This is a genomic window from Salmonella sp. SAL4457 (assembly GCF_046548235.1).
Lineage (GTDB): Bacteria > Pseudomonadota > Gammaproteobacteria > Enterobacterales > Enterobacteriaceae > Salmonella > Salmonella enterica.
Window position 1 is genome coordinate 540,124 of record NZ_JBGDZO010000001.1, and the last position, 19,936, is coordinate 560,059.

Below are 19,936 nucleotides of genomic sequence, written 5' to 3' on the forward strand. Positions count from 1 at the left end.
TTTGCCTGAAATGAACTGTTTGCGTACTTTTCATCCGTAACGGATTAAAGCTAATCAATTCATATTACTGACGATTAAAGAATAATCGTCCGATTGCCGTAAACAAAGACTCGCTGTGCCAGAACCTGATACAGCGCGCGGCTTAATACGTTTTTCTCAACGTCGCGCCCGGCACGCATCATATCTTCTGCGGTGTAAGTGTGATCGACATGAATCACGTCCTGCATAATGATTGGGCCTTCATCCAGATTATCATTCACATAGTGCGCGGTAGCGCCGATGATTTTCACGCCGCGCTCATAGGCCTGATGATAAGGACGCGCGCCGATAAACGCCGGCAGGAATGAGTGGTGGATATTGATAATTTTGTTCGGGAAGCGCGCCACAAAACCTGGCGTCAAAACACGCATATACTTGGCCAGCACCACATAGTCCGGTTGATGGGCATCAATGGCGTCCGCCATCTTCGTGTCATGCTCTTCACGCGTTAATCCCTCATGGCTGACCAGTTCGAAAGGGATCTCAAAACGTTCAACCAGCGAGCGTAACGTTTCATGGTTGCCAATGACCGCGGCGATTTCAACATCCAGCCCGCCATAGTTGGCTTTCATCAGCAGGTCGCCCAGACAATGCGCCTCTTTGGTAACCAGAATCACTACCCGACGGCGTCCGGCGGGATTGAGTTCACGAACAGAGCCTTCCGGTAAGGCGCTGTCCAGATCGGCCAGGAGAGTGGAATCATTGAAGATGCCTTCCAGCTCGGTCCGCATAAAAAAGCGTCCGGTGCGATGGTCCACAAATTCATTGTTTTGCACAATATTAAGCTCGTGCTTATAGCAAATGTTGGTAATCCGCGCGATAAGGCCTTTTTGATCGGGACAAATAGTACGCAGAACTTTACGTTGTAGTGATTGCATTGCCGGAAAAATCCTGTTGAGAGTGTTTGCTGTATCGATACTGTCAGGCGTCACTGGCCGCAGCACTTTTTAAATTTTTTGCCTGAACCGCACGGGCAGGGATCGTTTCGACCCAACTGCGGGCGGGTACCGTCAATATAATACCACTGACCGTTTTCTTTGATAAAACGAGAACGTTCGATAATCGCCCCGGTTTTCCCTTGTTCGGAAAAACGCGCGATAAAACTAACATACCCTGTATTTTCTGCTTCTGACCAGGTATGTTCAAAAATAGTCAGGCCGAGCCACCTGGTATTGGCAAATCCGGCGATGATATCATCACGAAACGCGGCCGCATTGCAGGTTGGATGCCAGCTCTTAATTAAGTAATCTGCGTCTTTCATCACAAAAGCGCAGTAACGAGAGCGCATGAGATGTGACGGATCGGGTGCTACTCGTTCTCCGGACACAATACGACCACAACATAGGCTATACTCGTCAGCGCTACCACAGGGACAAGGCTGAGACACAATAATCTCCCTGAATATAAAAAACGGCGTTGAACGCCAGGGTGGCATTATGTTAACTGAGCAGTGGCGATGTTGCTACGTCTTGAAGCCAGGGGAAGTCGTTAAGTACGATGAGAAAAATGAAAATAGGGCTGGCGCTGGGATCTGGCGCAGCGAGAGGATGGTCTCATATTGGGGTCATCAAAGCCCTCAAGCAAACAGGCATTGATATTGATATCGTTGCAGGATGCTCAATAGGTTCACTGGTCGGCGCCGCGTATGCCTGTAATAAATTATCGGCGCTTGAACAGTGGGTATGTTCATTCCGCTACTGGGATGTTTTACGCCTGATGGATGTATCCTGGGGCAGAGGAGGGTTGCTTCGCGGCGAACGCGTATTTAATCACTATCGGGATATTATGCCCGTCACGGATTTTGACCACTGTTCAAGACGTTTTGGCGCGGTCGCGACGAATCTTAGCACGGGACGAGAGCTATGGTTTACTGAAGGCGATCTACACCTTGCTGTACGCGCGTCGTGCAGTATGCCAGGGCTGATGTCTCCGGTTGAACATAACGGTTACTGGCTGGTAGATGGCGCAGTCGTTAATCCGGTACCTGTTTCGTTAACCAGGGCGCTGGGGGCTGATATCGTTATTGCGGTAGACCTGCAACATGATGCCCACCTCATGCAGCAAGATTTGCTCTCTGTAAATGTCGGGAATATCAATGAAGAGAGCGATGATGCGCTGCCCTGGCATAAGCGTTTAAAAGAACGTTTCAGTAGCCTGACTTCACGCCGTGGCGTGAGTTCGCCTGGGGCAATGGAAATCATGACAACCTCCATCCAGGTGTTGGAAAATCGTCTTAAACGTAACCGTATGGCTGGCGATCCGCCTGATATTCTCATTCAACCATTCTGTCCGCAAATCTCAACGCTGGATTTTCATCGCGCCCATGCCGCTATTGCGGCGGGTCAGTTAGCCGTAGAGAAAAAGATGGACGAACTTATACCCTTGGTGCGTACCGACGTTTAATGTACCTTTTACGATCACTTAAGCAAATTCTGACAGGCGCAAGCGGCAATACCATGCCACTATTGATTAAAGCCAGTCAGGGGAGAGAACATGACGCAGCCATTGGTCGGAAAACAGATTCTTATTGTTGAAGACGAGCCTGTATTTCGCTCGCTTCTGGATTCGTGGTTTTCCTCTTTGGGAGCGACAACGGCATTGGCAGGCGACGGGGTGGATGCCCTGGAGTTGATGGGGCGTTTTACCCCTGATCTCATGATATGTGATATCGCGATGCCGAGAATGAACGGTCTCAAACTGGTAGAAAACTTACGTAATCGCGGAGACCAGACGCCTATTCTGGTTATTTCCGCAACAGAAAATATGGCGGATATCGCCAAAGCGTTACGCCTTGGGGTTGAAGATGTCTTGCTGAAGCCGGTAAAAGATCTCAACCGCTTGCGGGAAACCGTATTCGCTTGCTTATACCCTAATATGTTTAACTCGCGGGTTGAAGAAGAAGAACGCCTGTTTCGTGACTGGGATGCAATGGTGAGTAATCCGACCGCCGCAGCGCAATTGTTGCAGGAATTGCAGCCCCCGGTACAGCAGGTGATTTCTCATTGCCGCATTAATTACCGGCAGCTCGTCTCCGCCGATCAGCCTGGACTGGTGCTGGATATTGCGCCGCTATCTGATAACGAACTGGCATTTTATTGCCTGGATGTCACCCGGGCGGGCGATAACGGCGTGTTAGCCGCATTGTTGCTGCGGGCGCTATTTAACGGCTTATTGCAGGATCAGCTCGGCCAACAAAAGCACCGTTTACCGGAGTTAGGCGCGCTATTAAAACAGGTAAATCATCTGCTCAGACAAGCCAATTTACCTGGGCAATTCCCGCTATTTGTCGGCTACTATCACAGTGAGCTCAAAAATTTGATTCTCGTCTCCGCCGGATTGAACGCCACCTTAAATACGGGCGCTCATCAGGTTCAAATTAGCAGCGGCGTGCCGCTAGGAACATTGGGTAACGCCTACCTTAACCAATTAAGCCAGCGTTGCGACTCGTGGCAGTGTCAAATATGGGGCGCAGGAGGGCGTCTGCGATTGATGTTGTCTGCGGAATGACCAAACGGAAGAGTGAGCGGAAATTGCTTTACCGGCCTTTCCCGACGAGTGTTACTATCTGCGGCAGATTTATAAGTATTTGTCTTAATTATACCAATATAAGTCCTTTTTGGACCTGAGGCTTGTTCTGGTACTGATATACTGGAACACGATACAGATTAATGAACACGTTCAATACATGAACAGTCCAGGAGAATTTTAAATGGCTGCCCTTAATTCGAAAGTCAAAAAAGCCGTTATCCCGGTCGCGGGATTGGGAACCAGGATGCTGCCAGCGACCAAAGCTATCCCGAAAGAGATGCTGCCGCTGGTTGATAAGCCATTAATTCAGTACGTCGTGAACGAATGTATCGCTGCTGGCATTACTGAAATCGTGCTTGTTACGCACTCGTCTAAAAACTCTATTGAAAACCACTTTGATACCAGTTTTGAGCTGGAAGCGATGCTGGAAAAACGCGTTAAGCGTCAGCTTCTGGAGGAGGTTCAGTCTATTTGCCCTCCGCATGTCACTATTATGCAGGTACGTCAAGGGCTGGCAAAAGGCCTGGGCCATGCCGTATTGTGCGCGCATCCCGTTGTCGGAAACGAACCTGTCGCTGTTATTCTGCCAGACGTTATTCTTGACGAATATGAGTCCGACCTGTCTCAGGATAACCTGGCTGAAATGATCCGCCGTTTCGACGAAACCGGCAATAGCCAGATTATGGTTGAGCCAGTAGAAGATGTGACCGCATACGGCGTGGTCGATTGTAAAGGCGTTGAGCTGGCGCCGGGCGAAAGTGTGCCGATGGTTGGCGTGGTTGAAAAACCAAAAGCGGATGTCGCGCCGTCTAACCTTGCGATTGTCGGGCGTTATGTGTTGAGCGCGGATATCTGGGCGTTGCTGGCGAAAACCCCTCCGGGCGCCGGGGATGAAATTCAGTTGACCGATGCTATCGATATGCTGATCGAAAAAGAAACGGTTGAAGCCTACCACATGAAGGGTAAAAGCCATGACTGTGGTAATAAGTTAGGATATATGCAGGCATTCGTTGAATATGGCATCCGTCATAATTCGCTGGGTGCTGAATTTAAAGCCTGGCTTGAAGAAGAAATGGGTATTAAGAAGTAACGATACGTTATAAATTTTTTAACAGAAGCGCTGGTAAATCCGGCGCTTTTTTATGCCTGGGGTCGTCAGCGGAGAACTCAGGCAAAAAAAATCCCGCCAGCGGCGGGATTTTAAGCATCCAGGAAGTAAATTATTCCTTGATCAGGAAATCTTCCAGTTGCTTACCTTGTTCTTCCATTGCTTTTTTGATTACAGCCGGTGTACGACCCTGGCCAGTCCAGGTTTTAGTTTCACCGTTTTCGTCAACGTAGCTATATTTAGCCGGACGAGCTGCGCGTTTAGCTTTGGTGCCGGATTTAGCGGCAGCCATGCTATTCAGCAGTTCATTCGGGTCAATGCCGTCGGCAATTAACATTTCACGATACTGTTGCAGTTTACGAGTGCGTTCTTCCACTTCAGCAGCAGCAGCGCTTTCTTCTTCACGACGCTCATTAACGACAACTTCTAATTTTTCCAGCATTTCTTCAAGCGTTTCCAGAGTACATTCTCTTGCCTGCGCACGAAGAGTACGGATGTTGTTCAGAATTTTAAGTGCTTCGCTCATTGTAGTAATCTCAAACTTATATTGGGGTGGTTTGTTGAGCTAATAATAGAGCGATAAATTCAGTTGTGCAATAGCCAGGAATGTAAGGAATTCAAAATTACGCTTTATTAAGCACACGTTTTAATTATCTCAACTTAAATTTTCCTTGAGGCGCCGCACAAAAAAGAGCTTATTGGCAGGGGGGATACTCACCGTCTGTCGCTAAAAATTTAGGAGTCAGGTCACATTTTATCATGATGAAATACGATCTCATTGCTGAGATATCAATCTCTTGTATTAGATTTCCTTACAAGAAAACCCTATTACTTTGCACCGGGTATGAGTAACGGTAACAATAAGTACAAGGTTTTCATATTGGCGGGTGATGATAAGCATTGTTGATGAATTTTAACGGCATAATTTGTGAAGGAATGTGTATATACCCTTCATACTTCAAGTTGCTTATGCGTTGGCTACGCTCGCTCACTCCAGTCACATAGTTATCTATGCTCCTGGGGACTCACTCCCTTGCCGCCTTTAAGCAACGCGAATTATTTTGGGTATAGTGAGCGATGTTTGTACAATTCTTAATACTCACCGGAGCGCGAGCCGCGCCGTCGCGTCGGTAAATTATGGTACAATCCCGCCAATCTTTATTTCACTCAGGTGAGGTCCTGCGACCAATGGCACAGCTATATTTCTACTATTCGGCAATGAATGCGGGTAAGTCGACTGCACTGCTGCAATCTTCATACAATTATCAGGAACGCGGGATGCGTACCGTCGTATATACGGCGGAAATCGACGATCGTTTCGGCGCAGGCAAAGTCAGCTCTCGTATCGGTTTGTCGTCGCCGGCAAAATTGTTTAACCAAAATACATCCTTGTTTGAAGAGATTCGTGCCGAGAGCGCGCGGCAGACAATACATTGCGTGTTAGTCGACGAAAGCCAGTTTTTGACTCGCCAGCAGGTTTATCAATTATCCGAGGTTGTCGACAAATTAGATATTCCAGTACTTTGCTATGGGCTACGAACAGACTTTCGTGGGGAGCTCTTTGTCGGCAGCCAATACTTGCTGGCATGGTCAGATAAGCTGGTGGAATTAAAAACTATCTGTTTCTGCGGTCGTAAAGCCAGTATGGTTCTGCGCCTTGATCAGGACGGCAGGCCTTATAACGAAGGCGAACAGGTGGTTATTGGCGGGAATGAACGCTACGTTTCAGTTTGCCGTAAGCATTATAAGGACGCGCTGGAGGAGGGCTCACTGACGGCGATTCAGGAGCGTCATCGGCACATATGATACCTGAGGTAAAGATCGGCTTATAAAACGCCCTGTAGCGCTTTGGAGGTCATTATTCAGGCCTCCTGACGAAGGGCGTGCCGTGAGCACGTAGGCCAGATGATCAGCATAGCGCCTTCAGGCATCAGATAAACAGGTAAAACAAAAAAACGGCCTCAATTGAGGCCGTTATTGTCATGCTAAAACAGATAACGAATTAAGCGGATTTTTTCGCTTTTTTCTCTGCTTTCGGTGCGGCAACGACGTCTTTCTTCGCTGCAACTTCACCTTCGGTGAAATCACGACCGTAGTAGGTATCCAGCAGAATCTGTTTCAGTTCGGAGATCAGTGGATAACGCGGGTTAGCGCCGGTGCACTGGTCATCGAAGGCATCTTCAGACAGTTTGTCAACGTGTGCCAGGAAGTCAGCTTCCTGTACGCCTGCTTCACGGATAGACTTAGGAATACCCAGCTCAGCTTTAATGCTTTCCAGCCATGCCAGCAGTTTTTCAATCTTAGCGGCGGTACGGTCGCCCGGCGCGCTCAGGCCCAGGTGGTCAGCAATTTCAGCGTAACGACGGCGTGCCTGCGGACGATCGTACTGGCTGAAAGCGGTCTGCTTGGTCGGGTTGTCATTCGCGTTGTAGCGGATAACGTTACAAATCAGCAGGGCGTTCGCCAGACCGTGCGGAATGTGGAACTGAGAGCCCAGTTTGTGCGCCATGGAGTGACATACACCGAGGAAGGCGTTGGCAAACGCGATACCGGCGATAGTCGCTGCACTGTGAACACGTTCACGCGCAACCGGGTTTTTAGACCCTTCGTGGTAAGACGCCGGCAGGTTTTCTTTCAGCAGTTTCAGAGCCTGCAGAGCCTGACCGTCAGAGAACTCAGAAGCCAGTACGGAAACGTAAGCTTCCAGGGCGTGAGTTACCGCATCCAGACCACCGAACGCACACAGGGACTTCGGCATATCCATCACCAGGTTGGCATCGACAATCGCCATATCCGGGGTCAGGGCGTAGTCAGCCAGCGGATATTTCTGACCGGTTGCATCGTCGGTCACAACCGCAAACGGTGTGACTTCAGAACCGGTACCGGAAGTGGTGGTGACGGCGATCATTTTCGCTTTCACGCCCATTTTCGGGAACTTGTAGATACGTTTACGGATGTCCATAAAGCGCAGCGCCAGCTCTTCGAAGTGAGTTTCCGGATGTTCGTACATGACCCACATGATTTTCGCGGCGTCCATCGGGGAACCACCGCCCAGCGCGATGATCACGTCTGGTTTGAAGGAGTTAGCCAGCTCAGCGCCTTTGCGAACAACGGAAAGCGTCGGGTCGGCTTCAACTTCGAAGAAGACTTCGGTTTCAACGCCAGCCGCTTTCAGCACAGAGGTGATCTGGTCTGCGTAGCCGTTGTTGAACAGGAAGCGGTCAGTCACGATGAGCGCACGTTTGTGGCCATCAGTAATCACTTCATCCAGCGCGATGGGCAGAGAGCCACGGCGGAAGTAGATAGATTTCGGAAGTTTGTGCCACAACATGTTTTCAGCTCGCTTAGCAACGGTTTTCTTGTTGATCAGGTGTTTCGGACCAACGTTTTCAGAGATGGAGTTACCACCCCAGGAACCACAACCCAACGTCAGGGAAGGTGCGAGTTTGAAGTTGTACAGGTCACCGATACCACCCTGAGAGGCCGGGGTGTTGATCAGGATACGCGCGGTTTTCATCATCTGACCGAAGTAAGCAACGCGTTCTGGCTGGTTATCCTGGTCAGTGTACAGGCAGGAGGTGTGACCGATACCGCCCATAGCGACCAGTTTTTCTGCTTTTTCTACCGCTTCTTCGAAATCTTTCGCACGATACATCGCCAGAGTCGGAGACAGTTTTTCGTGTGCGAACGGTTCGCTTTCGTCAACGACCGTAACTTCACCGATCAGAATCTTGGTGGTTTCTGGTACGGAGAAGCCTGCCAGTTCAGCGATTTTGTAGGCTGGCTGGCCGACGATAGCGGCGTTCAGAGCGCCATTTTTCAGGATAACGTTTTGAACCGCTTTCAGCTCCTGGCCCTGCAGCATGTAGCCGCCATGGCTGGCGAAACGTTCGCGAACGGCATCATAGACGGAATCAACAACGACAACAGACTGTTCAGAAGCACAGATTACGCCGTTATCGAAGGTTTTAGACATCAGAACAGACGCCACAGCGCGTTTGATATCCGCGGTTTCATCAATGACAACCGGGGTGTTGCCTGCGCCTACGCCGATAGCAGGTTTACCGGAGCTGTATGCTGCTTTAACCATGCCTGGACCGCCAGTGGCGAGGATCAGGTTGATATCCGGGTGGTGCATCAGCGCATTAGACAGTTCTACGGAAGGTTGATCGATCCAGCCAATCAGATCTTTCGGCGCGCCGGCAGCGATAGCCGCTTGCAGAACGATGTCTGCCGCTTTGTTGGTTGCTTCTTTAGCGCGCGGATGCGGAGAAAAGATGATGGCGTTACGGGTCTTCAGGCTAATCAGCGATTTGAAGATCGCGGTAGAGGTTGGGTTAGTGGTTGGAACGATACCGCAAATAATGCCGATAGGTTCAGCAATGGTGATGGTCCCGAAGGTGTCGTCTTCAGACAGCACGCCGCAGGTTTTTTCATCTTTATAAGCATTGTAAATATATTCAGAAGCGAAGTGGTTTTTAATCACTTTGTCTTCCACGATACCCATACCGGATTCGGCGACGGCCATTTTGGCCAGCGGAATGCGGGCATCAGCGGCTGCCAGAGCGGCGGCGCGGAAGATTTTGTCGACCTGTTCTTGAGTGAAACTGGCATATTCACGCTGGGCTTTTTTTACACGCTCTACGAGTGCGTTAAGTTCAGCGACATTAGTAACAGCCATAATGCTCTCCTGATAATGTTAAACTTTTTTAGTAAATCATCTGCGCGATACGTGAGTATAGACAGATCGACGATACTTTGTATAAATGCCTGAAATTCAGGTGGTTACTTAACGTCCGTTTCGCTCTGATTTACTAAAAGAGCTTCTGCGTTAGTATCATTTAACTCTAACGCGTTACGTCCAGGTGGCGTAAGCAAGATTACTCACTTCTGAGTAGCGATTGTGTGATCTAAATCAAGATTACGCAAAGCTGACACCTTTCAGCAGGCCATTTTAGCCTTTTATGTAAATTGTTAAGAGATCGTTGTCATGAAGAGTAAGTGGATTAGCATAACGAGTACATATAAATAACAGCGATGAATGGATGAAATTAGGTGTAGATAAGAGGTGAACTATGCGAATAAAAGGCGTATCTTCTGCGCGTTTTGATCATTAACGAACATTGACTTCATCCGGCTAACGCTTCGGAGCTAACCGTGATTCAACCGCTTTTTGATTTTCCTGTTTACTTTAAGTTCTTTATCGGGCTCTTTGCGCTGGTTAACCCGGTGGGGATTATCCCCGTTTTCATCAGCATGACCAGCTACCAGACGGCCACGGCGCGTAATAAAACTAACCTCACCGCGAATCTGTCGGTTGCGATTATCTTGTGGAGTTCCTTATTCCTCGGCGATGGCATCCTGCAACTCTTTGGTATTTCTATTGATTCGTTCAGAATTGCGGGCGGTATCCTGGTTGTCACCATTGCAATGTCGATGATCAGCGGGAAGCTGGGGGAAGATAAACAAAACAAGCAAGAAAAGTCAGAGACGGCCATACGCGAGAGCATTGGCGTTGTGCCGTTAGCGCTGCCGTTAATGGCGGGGCCAGGGGCGATCAGCTCCACTATCGTCTGGGGGACGCGTTATCACAGCATCGCGCATTTGCTTGGCTTTTCAGTTGCCATTGCGCTTTTTGCGCTTTGCTGCTGGGGCGTGTTCCGTATGGCGCCGTGGCTGGTTCGTTTGCTGGGGCAAACTGGTATCAACGTTATTACCCGAATCATGGGGTTGTTGTTAATGGCGCTCGGCATCGAATTTATTGTCACAGGAATAAAAGGCATTTTCCCCGGCTTGCTCAACTAAACTCCCACCTGCTGATTTACAGGCGGCGCCCTAAGGGGCCGCCTTGTGACATTCCCACGTAACACTTCTTACTTTGATAAGCATTCAGCGTTTAAATGATAAAAAATACTAATATAATCTAACGCTATTTATTTTTATTAATCAAACTATTATCAACATTACTGAGACCGTGAGAAGCGGTAGGTCTGTTATTTTATTCACACCATACTCTGGGGCTTGATGAAGGATTATTGAAATGTTATTAGTTGTTTCAGCTCCATCGTAGATGAATGTGCTAAATAATGAGCATTTGTTAAATTTGTGTGTGTTTTCTGGCGCAGGCATAACCTACGATGCGACAGAGAGATATTTTTCTTTCAACTTATTGATTATAAAGAATAAATCAAAGATTTTTAACATTGTTTAACTGTTTTTTTGGGCAGGGATTTTTCCATAAAAGAGAATTGGTTAACAAAATTGTAAAATGAATTGGCGGTTCAGAAACGCATTTGATACTTTTCGGCCAAACATTTTGCAGAAGATTTCACATTGTTGATAACTATTTTCATTTACATGGTTGTCAGAAATAACGTGCGACGTGGGCAGGTACGTCGTATACCGAATCGACGAAAGGCGATCGAACGAATCGTCAGAATAAATAAAGTCGGTGATAGCAAAAGCAGTGACAGACCTGGCAGTACACCACCAGTGCTGTACAGGAACCCTGACGGGATTAAACAGGCTGGTAAAAACCAGTAATTATAATGAGTGGAGTACAAACACAATGTCTAACATCACGAAAAAAAGTTTGATTGCAGCGGGAATACTCACTGCGCTCATCGCCGCTAGCGCCGCGACTGCGGCAGACGTGCCCGCCGGCGTTCAGTTAGCCGACAAGCAAACGTTGGTACGTAATAATGGATCAGAAGTGCAGTCTCTCGACCCGCATAAAATTGAAGGCGTGCCGGAATCGAACGTCAGCCGTGACCTCTTCGAAGGCTTATTAATTAGTGATGTCGAGGGGCATCCTTCACCGGGCGTCGCGGAAAAATGGGAAAATAAAGATTTTAAAGTCTGGACATTCCATCTACGTGAAAATGCGAAATGGTCAGATGGTACGCCCGTCACCGCCCATGATTTCGTTTATAGCTGGCAACGCCTGGCCGATCCTAATACGGCATCGCCGTACGCCAGCTATCTGCAATACGGTCATATCGCTAATATCGATGACATTATCGCCGGTAAAAAACCCGCCACCGATCTGGGGGTAAAAGCGCTTGATGATCACACCTTTGAAGTGACCTTAAGTGAGCCGGTGCCTTATTTCTACAAATTGTTGGTCCACCCTTCAGTGTCTCCTGTACCGAAATCAGCGGTCGAAAAATTTGGCGATAAATGGACGCAACCAGCCAATATTGTCACTAACGGCGCTTATAAGTTAAAAAACTGGGTGGTGAACGAACGTATCGTGCTGGAGCGTAACCCGCAATACTGGGATAACGCCAAAACCGTCATCAATCAGGTAACTTATTTGCCTATCTCTTCGGAGGTGACGGATGTGAACCGCTACCGCAGCGGCGAGATCGATATGACTTATAACAATATGCCGATCGAATTATTCCAGAAACTGAAGAAAGAGATCCCGAATGAAGTCCGCGTAGACCCTTATTTGTGTACCTATTATTACGAAATTAATAATCAAAAAGCGCCGTTTAACGATGTCCGCGTGCGTACCGCGCTGAAACTGGCGTTAGATCGCGACATTATTGTTAATAAGGTTAAAAATCAGGGCGATTTACCCGCTTATAGCTACACGCCGCCGTATACCGATGGCGCAAAACTGGTAGAGCCCGAGTGGTTCAAATGGTCCCAGCAAAAGCGTAATGAAGAAGCGAAGAAATTGTTGGCTGAAGCCGGCTTTACGGCGGATAAGCCCTTAACATTCGACCTGCTGTATAACACCTCCGATCTACATAAAAAACTGGCCATTGCCGTGGCGTCTATCTGGAAGAAAAATCTGGGCGTCAATGTGAATCTGGAGAATCAGGAATGGAAGACCTTCCTGGATACCCGTCATCAGGGCACCTTTGATGTCGCCAGAGCCGGGTGGTGCGCAGATTATAATGAACCGACCTCATTCCTGAATACTATGTTGTCCGACAGTTCAAATAACACCGCGCATTATAAGAGCCCGGCGTTTGATAAGCTGATTGCCGACACGCTGAAAGTGGCGGACGATACGCAGCGCAGCGAACTCTACGCTAAAGCGGAGCAGCAGTTAGATAAAGACTCGGCTATTGTGCCGGTGTATTACTACGTTAACGCGCGCCTGGTGAAACCCTGGGTGGGCGGGTATACCGGTAAAGACCCGCTGGATAATATTTATGTGAAAAACTTATATATTATCAAACATTAATGGCAAGACATGGGACAACTGCGGTTGTCCCATGGTGTCTTTTTTCATCGCACTATAACTTTCCCTGGCGGATCTGTTTGTCACGTCCGGGAAGTAAAGGCACAGGCCAGAAGGTACGGGCAATGTTGAAATTTATTCTACGCCGCTGTCTGGAAGCGATTCCGACGCTGTTTATTCTTATTACCATCTCTTTCTTTATGATGCGCCTCGCGCCGGGTAGCCCTTTTACCGGCGAGCGCGCATTGCCGCCGGAAGTGCTGGCCAATATTGAAGCAAAATATCATCTGAACGATCCCATCATGACGCAGTACTTCAGCTACCTGAAGCAGCTGGCGCATGGCGATTTTGGACCATCGTTTAAATATAAAGATTACACGGTCAACGATCTGGTTGCCGCCAGCTTCCCCGTTTCGGCGAAACTTGGCGCCGCCGCTTTTTTGCTGGCGGTCATTATTGGTGTCAGCGCTGGCGTGATTGCCGCGCTAAAGCAAAATACGCGATGGGATTATACGGTGATGGGATTTGCCATGACCGGCGTCGTTATCCCCAGTTTTGTGGTGGCGCCGCTACTGGTGATGGTCTTTGCGATAACCTTGCAATGGCTGCCTGGCGGCGGCTGGAACGGCGGGGCGTTAAAATTTATGATCCTGCCGATGGTTGCGCTTTCACTGGCCTATATTGCCAGCATCGCTCGTATTACGCGCGGCTCAATGATTGAAGTTCTGCATTCGAACTTTATTCGTACCGCGCGGGCAAAAGGATTACCGATGCGCAGAATTATCTTCCGCCATGCGTTAAAACCTGCGCTGCTGCCGGTTTTATCCTATATGGGGCCAGCCTTTGTCGGCATTATTACCGGCTCAATGGTGATTGAAACTATTTATGGCTTACCGGGCATTGGGCAGCTTTTCGTTAATGGCGCGCTCAACCGCGATTACTCGCTGGTGTTAAGTTTGACCATTTTAGTCGGGGCGCTGACCATATTATTTAACGCCATTGTCGATGTGCTCTATGCCGTTATCGACCCGAAAATTCGCTATTGATACTGGAGCTCGCGATGATGTTAAGTAAGAAAAACAGCGAGACGCTGGAAAATTTCAGTGAAAAGCTGGAGGTGGAAGGTCGCAGCCTTTGGCAAGATGCCCGTCGGCGCTTTATGCATAACCGTGCGGCGGTGGCCAGTCTTATTGTCCTGTTTCTGATAGCCCTGTTCGTGACAGTGGCGCCTATGCTGTCGCAATTTACCTATTTCGATACCGACTGGGGCATGATGTCCAGCGCGCCGGATATGGCGTCCGGTCACTATTTCGGCACTGACTCTTCCGGGCGCGATCTGTTGGTGCGCGTTGCCATCGGCGGGCGTATCTCATTAATGGTCGGGATTGCCGCCGCGCTGGTGGCGGTCATTGTCGGAACGCTGTATGGCTCGCTGTCCGGCTATCTGGGCGGCAAAATTGATTCTGTGATGATGCGGTTGTTGGAGATCCTCAACTCATTCCCGTTTATGTTCTTTGTGATTTTGCTGGTGACGTTTTTTGGGCAGAACATTCTGTTGATTTTCGTCGCCATCGGCATGGTCTCCTGGCTTGATATGGCGCGTATCGTGCGTGGCCAAACCCTAAGTCTTAAACGTAAAGAGTTCATCGAAGCCGCGCAGGTGGGTGGTGTGTCGACTGCCAGCATTGTGATCCGCCATATTGTGCCTAACGTCCTGGGCGTAGTGGTAGTGTATGCATCGTTGCTGGTGCCCAGCATGATTCTGTTTGAGTCTTTCCTCAGTTTCCTGGGGCTTGGGACGCAGGAACCGTTAAGCAGTTGGGGAGCGTTATTGAGCGATGGCGCAAATTCAATGGAAGTCTCACCGTGGCTGCTGCTGTTTCCGGCTGGCTTTCTCGTGGTGACGTTATTCTGTTTTAACTTTATTGGCGATGGCCTGCGTGATGCCCTCGACCCGAAAGATCGTTAAGGAGTACAGCCATGAGCTTATCAGAAACCGCAACTCAGGCGCCGCAACCGGCAAATGTACTGCTGGAGGTAAACGATCTTCGTGTTACGTTCGCTACGCCTGATGGCGATGTGACGGCGGTCAACGATCTGAACTTTACGCTTCGCGCTGGAGAAACGTTAGGTATTGTTGGCGAGTCTGGATCGGGGAAATCGCAAACGGCGTTCGCATTAATGGGACTGCTGGCGACGAATGGTCGAATCGGCGGTTCCGCGACCTTCAACGGACGTGAAATTCTTAATCTACCTGAGCGCGAACTGAATACGCTGCGCGCAGAACAGATTTCGATGATTTTTCAGGACCCGATGACCTCGCTAAATCCTTATATGCGCGTTGGGGAGCAGTTAATGGAAGTCCTGATGCTGCATAAAGGGATGAGCAAAGCGGAAGCTTTTGAAGAGTCCGTCAGAATGCTGGATGCCGTAAAAATGCCGGAAGCGCGCAAACGGATGAAAATGTACCCGCACGAATTTTCCGGCGGAATGCGTCAACGTGTGATGATTGCGATGGCGCTGTTGTGCAGGCCGAAACTGCTTATTGCCGATGAGCCTACCACCGCGCTTGATGTTACCGTGCAGGCGCAGATTATGACCTTGCTTAATGAGCTAAAGCGCGAATTTAATACCGCCATTATCATGATTACCCACGATCTGGGCGTGGTCGCGGGTATTTGCGATAAGGTCCTGGTAATGTATGCCGGGCGTACCATGGAATACGGTAAGGCGCGCGATGTCTTTTATCAGCCCGTTCATCCGTATTCGATAGGCTTGCTTAATGCGGTGCCGCGTCTGGATAGCGAGGGGGCGGAAATGTTGACGATTCCGGGCAATCCTCCCAATTTATTGCGTTTGCCTAAAGGTTGTCCGTTCCAGCCGCGTTGTCCTCATGCGATGGAGATCTGCAATAATGCGCCGCCACTTGAAGCGTTTAGTCCTGGTCGCTTGCGCGCCTGTTTTAAACCGGTGGAGGAACTGCTATGAATGCTGTGATTGAACAACGTAAAGTTCTCCTCGAAATCGCCGATCTGAAAGTACATTTTGATATCAAAGAAGGGAAGCAGTGGTTCTGGCAACCGCCGAAAACTCTGAAAGCGGTGGACGGCGTTACGCTACGCCTGTATGAAGGCGAAACGCTGGGCGTGGTGGGCGAATCCGGCTGCGGCAAGTCGACGTTTGCGCGCGCCATTATTGGTCTGGTGAAGGCGACAGATGGTAAAGTCGCCTGGCTGGGAAAAGATCTGCTGGGCATGAAAGCGGATGAGTGGCGCGAGGTGCGCAGCGATATCCAGATGATTTTCCAGGACCCGCTGGCGTCACTCAACCCGCGAATGACGATTGGCGAAATTATCGCTGAACCGCTGCGCACTTATCATCCTAAACTTTCGCGCCAGGACGTGCGTGACCGCGTGAAAGCCATGATGCTGAAAGTGGGGCTGTTGCCGAACCTCATCAACCGTTATCCCCATGAATTTTCCGGGGGGCAGTGCCAGCGCATCGGTATCGCCCGGGCATTGATCCTGGAACCTAAGCTCATTATTTGCGATGAGCCGGTGTCGGCGCTGGACGTTTCTATTCAGGCGCAGGTGGTGAATTTGCTCCAGCAGTTACAGCGAGAGATGGGGCTGTCGTTGATTTTTATTGCGCACGATCTGGCGGTCGTAAAGCACATATCCGATCGTGTCCTGGTGATGTATCTCGGTCATGCAGTAGAATTGGGCACCTATGATGAGGTGTACCATAATCCACTGCATCCTTATACCAAAGCGCTGATGTCGGCGGTACCGATTCCCGATCCCGATCTGGAGCGAAATAAGAAGATACAATTGCTGGAGGGCGAATTACCTTCGCCCATTAACCCGCCTTCCGGCTGCGTGTTCCGTACACGCTGTCCGCTAGCCGGGCCAGAATGCGCGCAAACGCGACCGGTGCTGGAAGGAAGTTTTCGCCATGCCGTTTCCTGCCTTAAAGTAGACCCGTTATAATCGCAAGGGCTGACAATTCGTCAGCCCTTCTTTTAGGTGAGGTTACCGTGTCACTTTCTTTGTCGTCGGTTCGCCGTCGTCTTTATCATAATCTGTTCGATTTGACTACGCGCTCAGGTCGCCGTTTTGAAGGGTTATGCGCGCTGTTTGCGCTGCTTAGCGTACTGGTCATTTTTGTTGAATCAGGCGTAGGAACGGAATATCACCTGACATTTGATGAATGGCATATTTTTGTCTGGCTGGAGCTCTGCGTTACCCTGATATTTACCGGTGAATACTTGCTCAGACTGTTTAGCTGGCCCGAACCGGCAAAATACGTTTTTAGTTTCTGGGGATTTATTGATCTGGTGACGATTTTGCCGCTGTACGTCATGTGGCTGTGGCCGGAAATTAGTCTGAACTATATGTTTGCCTGGCGTGCTATGCGAGCGATTCGCGTGCTGCGTATTCTTAAACTGCTACGCTTTATGCCATCCCTGCGCGTATTCTGGAGCGCCATTATTAGCGCGCGTCATCAGCTTATTCTGTTCTATTCATTTATTGCGATCGTGATGATTATTTTCGGTGCCCTGATGTATCTTATTGAAGGACCGAAATATGGCTTCACGACGCTTAATGCCTCGGTGTATTGGGCGATAGTGACAGTCACAACCGTGGGGTACGGTGATATTACGCCGCATACGCCGCTGGGACGTATTGTCGCGTCGGTGCTTATTTTGATTGGTTATTCGGTGATTGCGATTCCTACAGGACTGATTACCACGCACATGAGCAGCGCGTTTCAAAAACGTCACTGGCAGCGAAAATGTCCGCAGTGCCAGCAAAGCCAGCATGAACATAGCGCGCAATATTGTAACCGATGCGGCAGTAAGCTACCGGATTAAACAGGCTTGCCGGAGGGCGCAATCAGACGCCATCCGGCCTGAACCGCTTATTCGCGCCAGAGAATATGGCACAGCTTGTGGTCCTTTTCCCGGCACAGCAGAACGCGGGCGAAAATGTCGTTAATTTCGCCGTCTTCGGTATCCGCCAGGCCAATTACCACCTCGGCAAAAAAGTCTGGATTCAGGTCAAAATCGACGTGCTCTTGCCAGTCTTCAGCGGGATCAAACAACTCCGCGCCGCCGCGCTCCTCGAATTGCAAATTGAACAGAATGATATCAGCCGGATCAAGATTATCCGCCGCCAGCTCAAGAAAAATATCGTAAGCCTGCTCAAGCGTTTCGTCTTCAGTCAGGCGATTGTTCAGATCCATTTCCATAGTGACTACCTGTTTACTCATGTTGGTCACGTTTTACAGCAATGGACTAAAGAAGTAAAACAATCGCTCGGTAATACGCTGCCATAACGGACGTTTTACCCACAAACGCGCATCTAACAGGCGGGAGCGCGAAATATAATCGTCCTGTACCGCAGCCAGATCGGCGCCGAAACCCGTATCATCAATGACCAGCGTAATCTCGAAATTAAGCCACAGGCTACGCATGTCGAGATTCACGGTACCGACCAGGCTCAGTTCGCCATCGACCAGCACGCTTTTGGTATGTAACAGCCCGCCTTCGAACTGATAGATTTTCACGCCCGCCGCCAGTAACTCGCTAAAAAAGGCGCGACTGGCCCAGCCGACGAGCAGTGAATCGTTTTTGCGAGGCAGGATAATACTGACATCCACGCCGCGCTGCGCAGCGGTACAAATAGCGTGCAGCAGATCGTCGCTGGGGACGAAATATGGCGTGGTCATAATTAAATATTCGCGCGCAGCATAGGTGGCGGTTAATAGTGCCTGGTGAATGAGATCTTCCGGAAAACCAGGACCGGAAGCAATGGTATGAATGGTATGCCCGCTGGCCTGCTCAAACGGCATAATATTCACATCCGGCGGGGGAGGCAGAATGCGTTTACCCGTCTCAATTTCCCAATCGCAGGAGTAAACAATCCCCATTGCTGTCGCCACGGGGCCCTCCATCCTCGCCATCAAATCGACCCATTGCCCAACGCCGGCATCCTGTTTGAAAAAACGCGGGTCCACCATATTCATACTGCCGGTATAGGCGATGTAATTGTCAATCATCACCATTTTACGGTGCTGGCGAAGATCCATACGGCGTAAAAAGACGCGCATCAGATTTACCTTCAGCGCCTCTACGACTTCAATGCCAGCGTTACGCATCATGGCCGCCCAGGGGCTGCGGAAGAAAGCGACGCTACCCGCGGAGTCCAGCATAAGCCGGCAGTGGATGCCGCGGCGGGCGGCGGCCATTAACGATTCAGCGACCTGATCCGCCATGCCGCCTGGCTGCCAGATGTAAAACACCATTTCGATATTATGCCGCGCCAGTTGGATATCGCGAATGAGCGCCTGCATGACATCATCGGAGTCGGTAAGCAATTGCAACTGGTTGCCTTTGACGCCCGCAATCCCCTGACGTCGTTCGCACAGCTTAAACAAGGACGATGCGACGCTACTGTTTTCTTGCGCGAAAATGTGTTTGCAGGCTTTGAGGTCATTCAACCATTTGGCGGTAGACGGCCACATGGCGCGGGCACGCTCGGCGCGACGTTTGCCTAAATGCAATTCGCCCACGGACAAATAGGCGATGATCCCGACCAGCGGAAGGATATAGATGATTAACAACCAGGCCATTGCGGAGGGAACTGCGCGCCGTTTCATTAGAATACGTAATGTGACGCCGGCAATGAGAACCCAGTATCCCAAAATGACCAGCCAACTCACCACGGTGTAGAAGGTTGTCATAACTTTAAAAATCCTTTAGAAAGCGTGTTGTTAAGAGTTTACGCGTCAGGATTCACATGGCAAATAAAAACACGGGAAAAGCGCTGGTCTGCATCCGGCGAGGGGGTATAATGGCGCTTCTGTTACAGTGAGAGTCGTAAACATGAAGCGTAGTAGAACGGAAGTGGGGCGCTGGCGAATGCTACGTCAGGCGAGCCGCCGTAAAGCGCGTTGGCTTGAAGGGCAATCACGCCGTAATATGCGTATCCATACCATCAGGAAATGCATCTTTAATCGTCAGCGTAATTCATTACTCTTTGCGATTCACGGTGTGTGAGCCA

The 19,936-nt window shown here is 49.7% G+C and carries 18 protein-coding genes; 12 read left to right on the top strand and 6 right to left on the bottom strand.

Annotation, left to right across the window (positions count from 1 at the left end; translation table 11 throughout):
- Positions 1 to 74: 74 nt before the first annotated feature.
- Complete coding sequence (gene purU, locus ACLJNW_RS02860; RefSeq protein WP_001191156.1) at positions 75 to 917, bottom strand: formyltetrahydrofolate deformylase; 843 nt, start codon at positions 915 to 917, stop codon at positions 75 to 77.
- Between the two features lie 50 nt (positions 918 to 967).
- Positions 968 to 1,426, bottom strand: a complete 459-nt coding sequence (locus tag ACLJNW_RS02865) for a YchJ family protein (RefSeq protein WP_001540172.1) — start codon at positions 1,424 to 1,426, stop codon at positions 968 to 970.
- Positions 1,427 to 1,536: 110 nt separating this feature from the next.
- Between ACLJNW_RS02865 and rssA the strand changes: the two genes are divergently transcribed.
- The 3 genes from rssA (at position 1,537) to galU (ending at position 4,657) form a co-directional block, all read left to right on the top strand.
- Positions 1,537 to 2,442, top strand: coding sequence for a patatin-like phospholipase RssA (rssA, locus tag ACLJNW_RS02870; RefSeq protein ID WP_001230575.1), 906 nt, complete (start codon positions 1,537 to 1,539; stop codon positions 2,440 to 2,442).
- 90 nt (positions 2,443 to 2,532) lie between these two features.
- Positions 2,533 to 3,546, top strand: coding sequence for a two-component system response regulator RssB (gene rssB / locus ACLJNW_RS02875; protein ID WP_000193432.1), 1,014 nt, complete (start codon positions 2,533 to 2,535; stop codon positions 3,544 to 3,546).
- A 202-nt stretch (positions 3,547 to 3,748) separates the two neighbouring features.
- Positions 3,749 to 4,657, top strand: coding sequence for a UTP--glucose-1-phosphate uridylyltransferase GalU (gene galU, locus ACLJNW_RS02880; RefSeq protein ID WP_000729450.1), 909 nt, complete (start codon positions 3,749 to 3,751; stop codon positions 4,655 to 4,657).
- Positions 4,658 to 4,787: 130 nt separating this feature from the next.
- Here galU and hns read toward each other — a convergent pair whose 3' ends face one another.
- A complete protein-coding gene (hns, locus tag ACLJNW_RS02885; protein ID WP_001287383.1) occupies positions 4,788 to 5,201 on the bottom strand; it encodes a histone-like nucleoid-structuring protein H-NS in 414 nt (137 codons plus the stop codon).
- Positions 5,202 to 5,863: 662 nt separating this feature from the next.
- Here hns and tdk point away from each other — a divergent pair.
- Positions 5,864 to 6,481 (top strand): thymidine kinase, encoded by a 618-nt coding sequence (gene tdk / locus ACLJNW_RS02890; RefSeq protein WP_000068097.1) that lies wholly within the window; start codon positions 5,864 to 5,866, stop codon positions 6,479 to 6,481.
- Positions 6,482 to 6,677: 196 nt separating this feature from the next.
- Here tdk and adhE read toward each other — a convergent pair whose 3' ends face one another.
- Positions 6,678 to 9,356: a bifunctional acetaldehyde-CoA/alcohol dehydrogenase gene (adhE, locus tag ACLJNW_RS02895; protein ID WP_000301678.1), complete on the bottom strand. Its 2,679-nt coding sequence runs from the start codon at positions 9,354 to 9,356 to the stop codon at positions 6,678 to 6,680.
- 476 nt (positions 9,357 to 9,832) lie between these two features.
- Here adhE and ACLJNW_RS02900 point away from each other — a divergent pair, with 476 nt between their 5' ends.
- From ACLJNW_RS02900 to ACLJNW_RS02930, 7 genes are all read left to right on the top strand, one after another.
- The gene (locus ACLJNW_RS02900) at positions 9,833 to 10,480 is read left to right on the top strand and encodes a YchE family NAAT transporter (protein ID WP_000615840.1); all 648 of its coding nucleotides are present in this window, start codon (positions 9,833 to 9,835) and stop codon (positions 10,478 to 10,480) included.
- Between the two features lie 763 nt (positions 10,481 to 11,243).
- Complete coding sequence (gene oppA / locus ACLJNW_RS02905) at positions 11,244 to 12,875, top strand: oligopeptide ABC transporter substrate-binding protein OppA (RefSeq protein WP_001521098.1); 1,632 nt, start codon at positions 11,244 to 11,246, stop codon at positions 12,873 to 12,875.
- Between the two features lie 122 nt (positions 12,876 to 12,997).
- Positions 12,998 to 13,918, top strand: a complete 921-nt coding sequence (oppB, locus tag ACLJNW_RS02910) for an oligopeptide ABC transporter permease OppB (protein WP_000911097.1) — start codon at positions 12,998 to 13,000, stop codon at positions 13,916 to 13,918.
- Positions 13,919 to 13,932: 14 nt separating this feature from the next.
- The gene (oppC, locus tag ACLJNW_RS02915) at positions 13,933 to 14,841 is read left to right on the top strand and encodes an oligopeptide ABC transporter permease OppC (RefSeq protein WP_000979653.1); all 909 of its coding nucleotides are present in this window, start codon (positions 13,933 to 13,935) and stop codon (positions 14,839 to 14,841) included.
- A gap of 11 nt (positions 14,842 to 14,852) precedes the next feature.
- Entirely contained in the window at positions 14,853 to 15,860 is a 1,008-nt protein-coding gene (locus tag ACLJNW_RS02920) for an ABC transporter ATP-binding protein (RefSeq protein ID WP_000058857.1), read from the top strand.
- Positions 15,857 to 16,861 (top strand): murein tripeptide/oligopeptide ABC transporter ATP-binding protein OppF, encoded by a 1,005-nt coding sequence (gene oppF, locus ACLJNW_RS02925; RefSeq protein ID WP_000994698.1) that lies wholly within the window; start codon positions 15,857 to 15,859, stop codon positions 16,859 to 16,861. Before ACLJNW_RS02920 ends, oppF begins: the two co-directional genes overlap by 4 nt.
- Before the next feature lie 47 nt (positions 16,862 to 16,908).
- Positions 16,909 to 17,745 (top strand): ion transporter, encoded by an 837-nt coding sequence (locus tag ACLJNW_RS02930; protein ID WP_000059074.1) that lies wholly within the window; start codon positions 16,909 to 16,911, stop codon positions 17,743 to 17,745.
- A gap of 47 nt (positions 17,746 to 17,792) precedes the next feature.
- Here ACLJNW_RS02930 and ACLJNW_RS02935 read toward each other — a convergent pair whose 3' ends face one another.
- Both ACLJNW_RS02935 and cls read right to left on the bottom strand, forming a co-directional pair.
- Positions 17,793 to 18,122 (bottom strand): HI1450 family dsDNA-mimic protein, encoded by a 330-nt coding sequence (locus ACLJNW_RS02935; protein ID WP_000425070.1) that lies wholly within the window; start codon positions 18,120 to 18,122, stop codon positions 17,793 to 17,795.
- A 33-nt stretch (positions 18,123 to 18,155) separates the two neighbouring features.
- Complete coding sequence (cls, locus tag ACLJNW_RS02940) at positions 18,156 to 19,616, bottom strand: cardiolipin synthase (protein ID WP_000206886.1); 1,461 nt, start codon at positions 19,614 to 19,616, stop codon at positions 18,156 to 18,158.
- A gap of 142 nt (positions 19,617 to 19,758) precedes the next feature.
- Between cls and ACLJNW_RS02945 the strand changes: the two genes are divergently transcribed.
- Positions 19,759 to 19,932, top strand: coding sequence for a YciY family protein (locus ACLJNW_RS02945; RefSeq protein WP_001531561.1), 174 nt, complete (start codon positions 19,759 to 19,761; stop codon positions 19,930 to 19,932).
- Positions 19,933 to 19,936 lie beyond the last annotated feature (4 nt).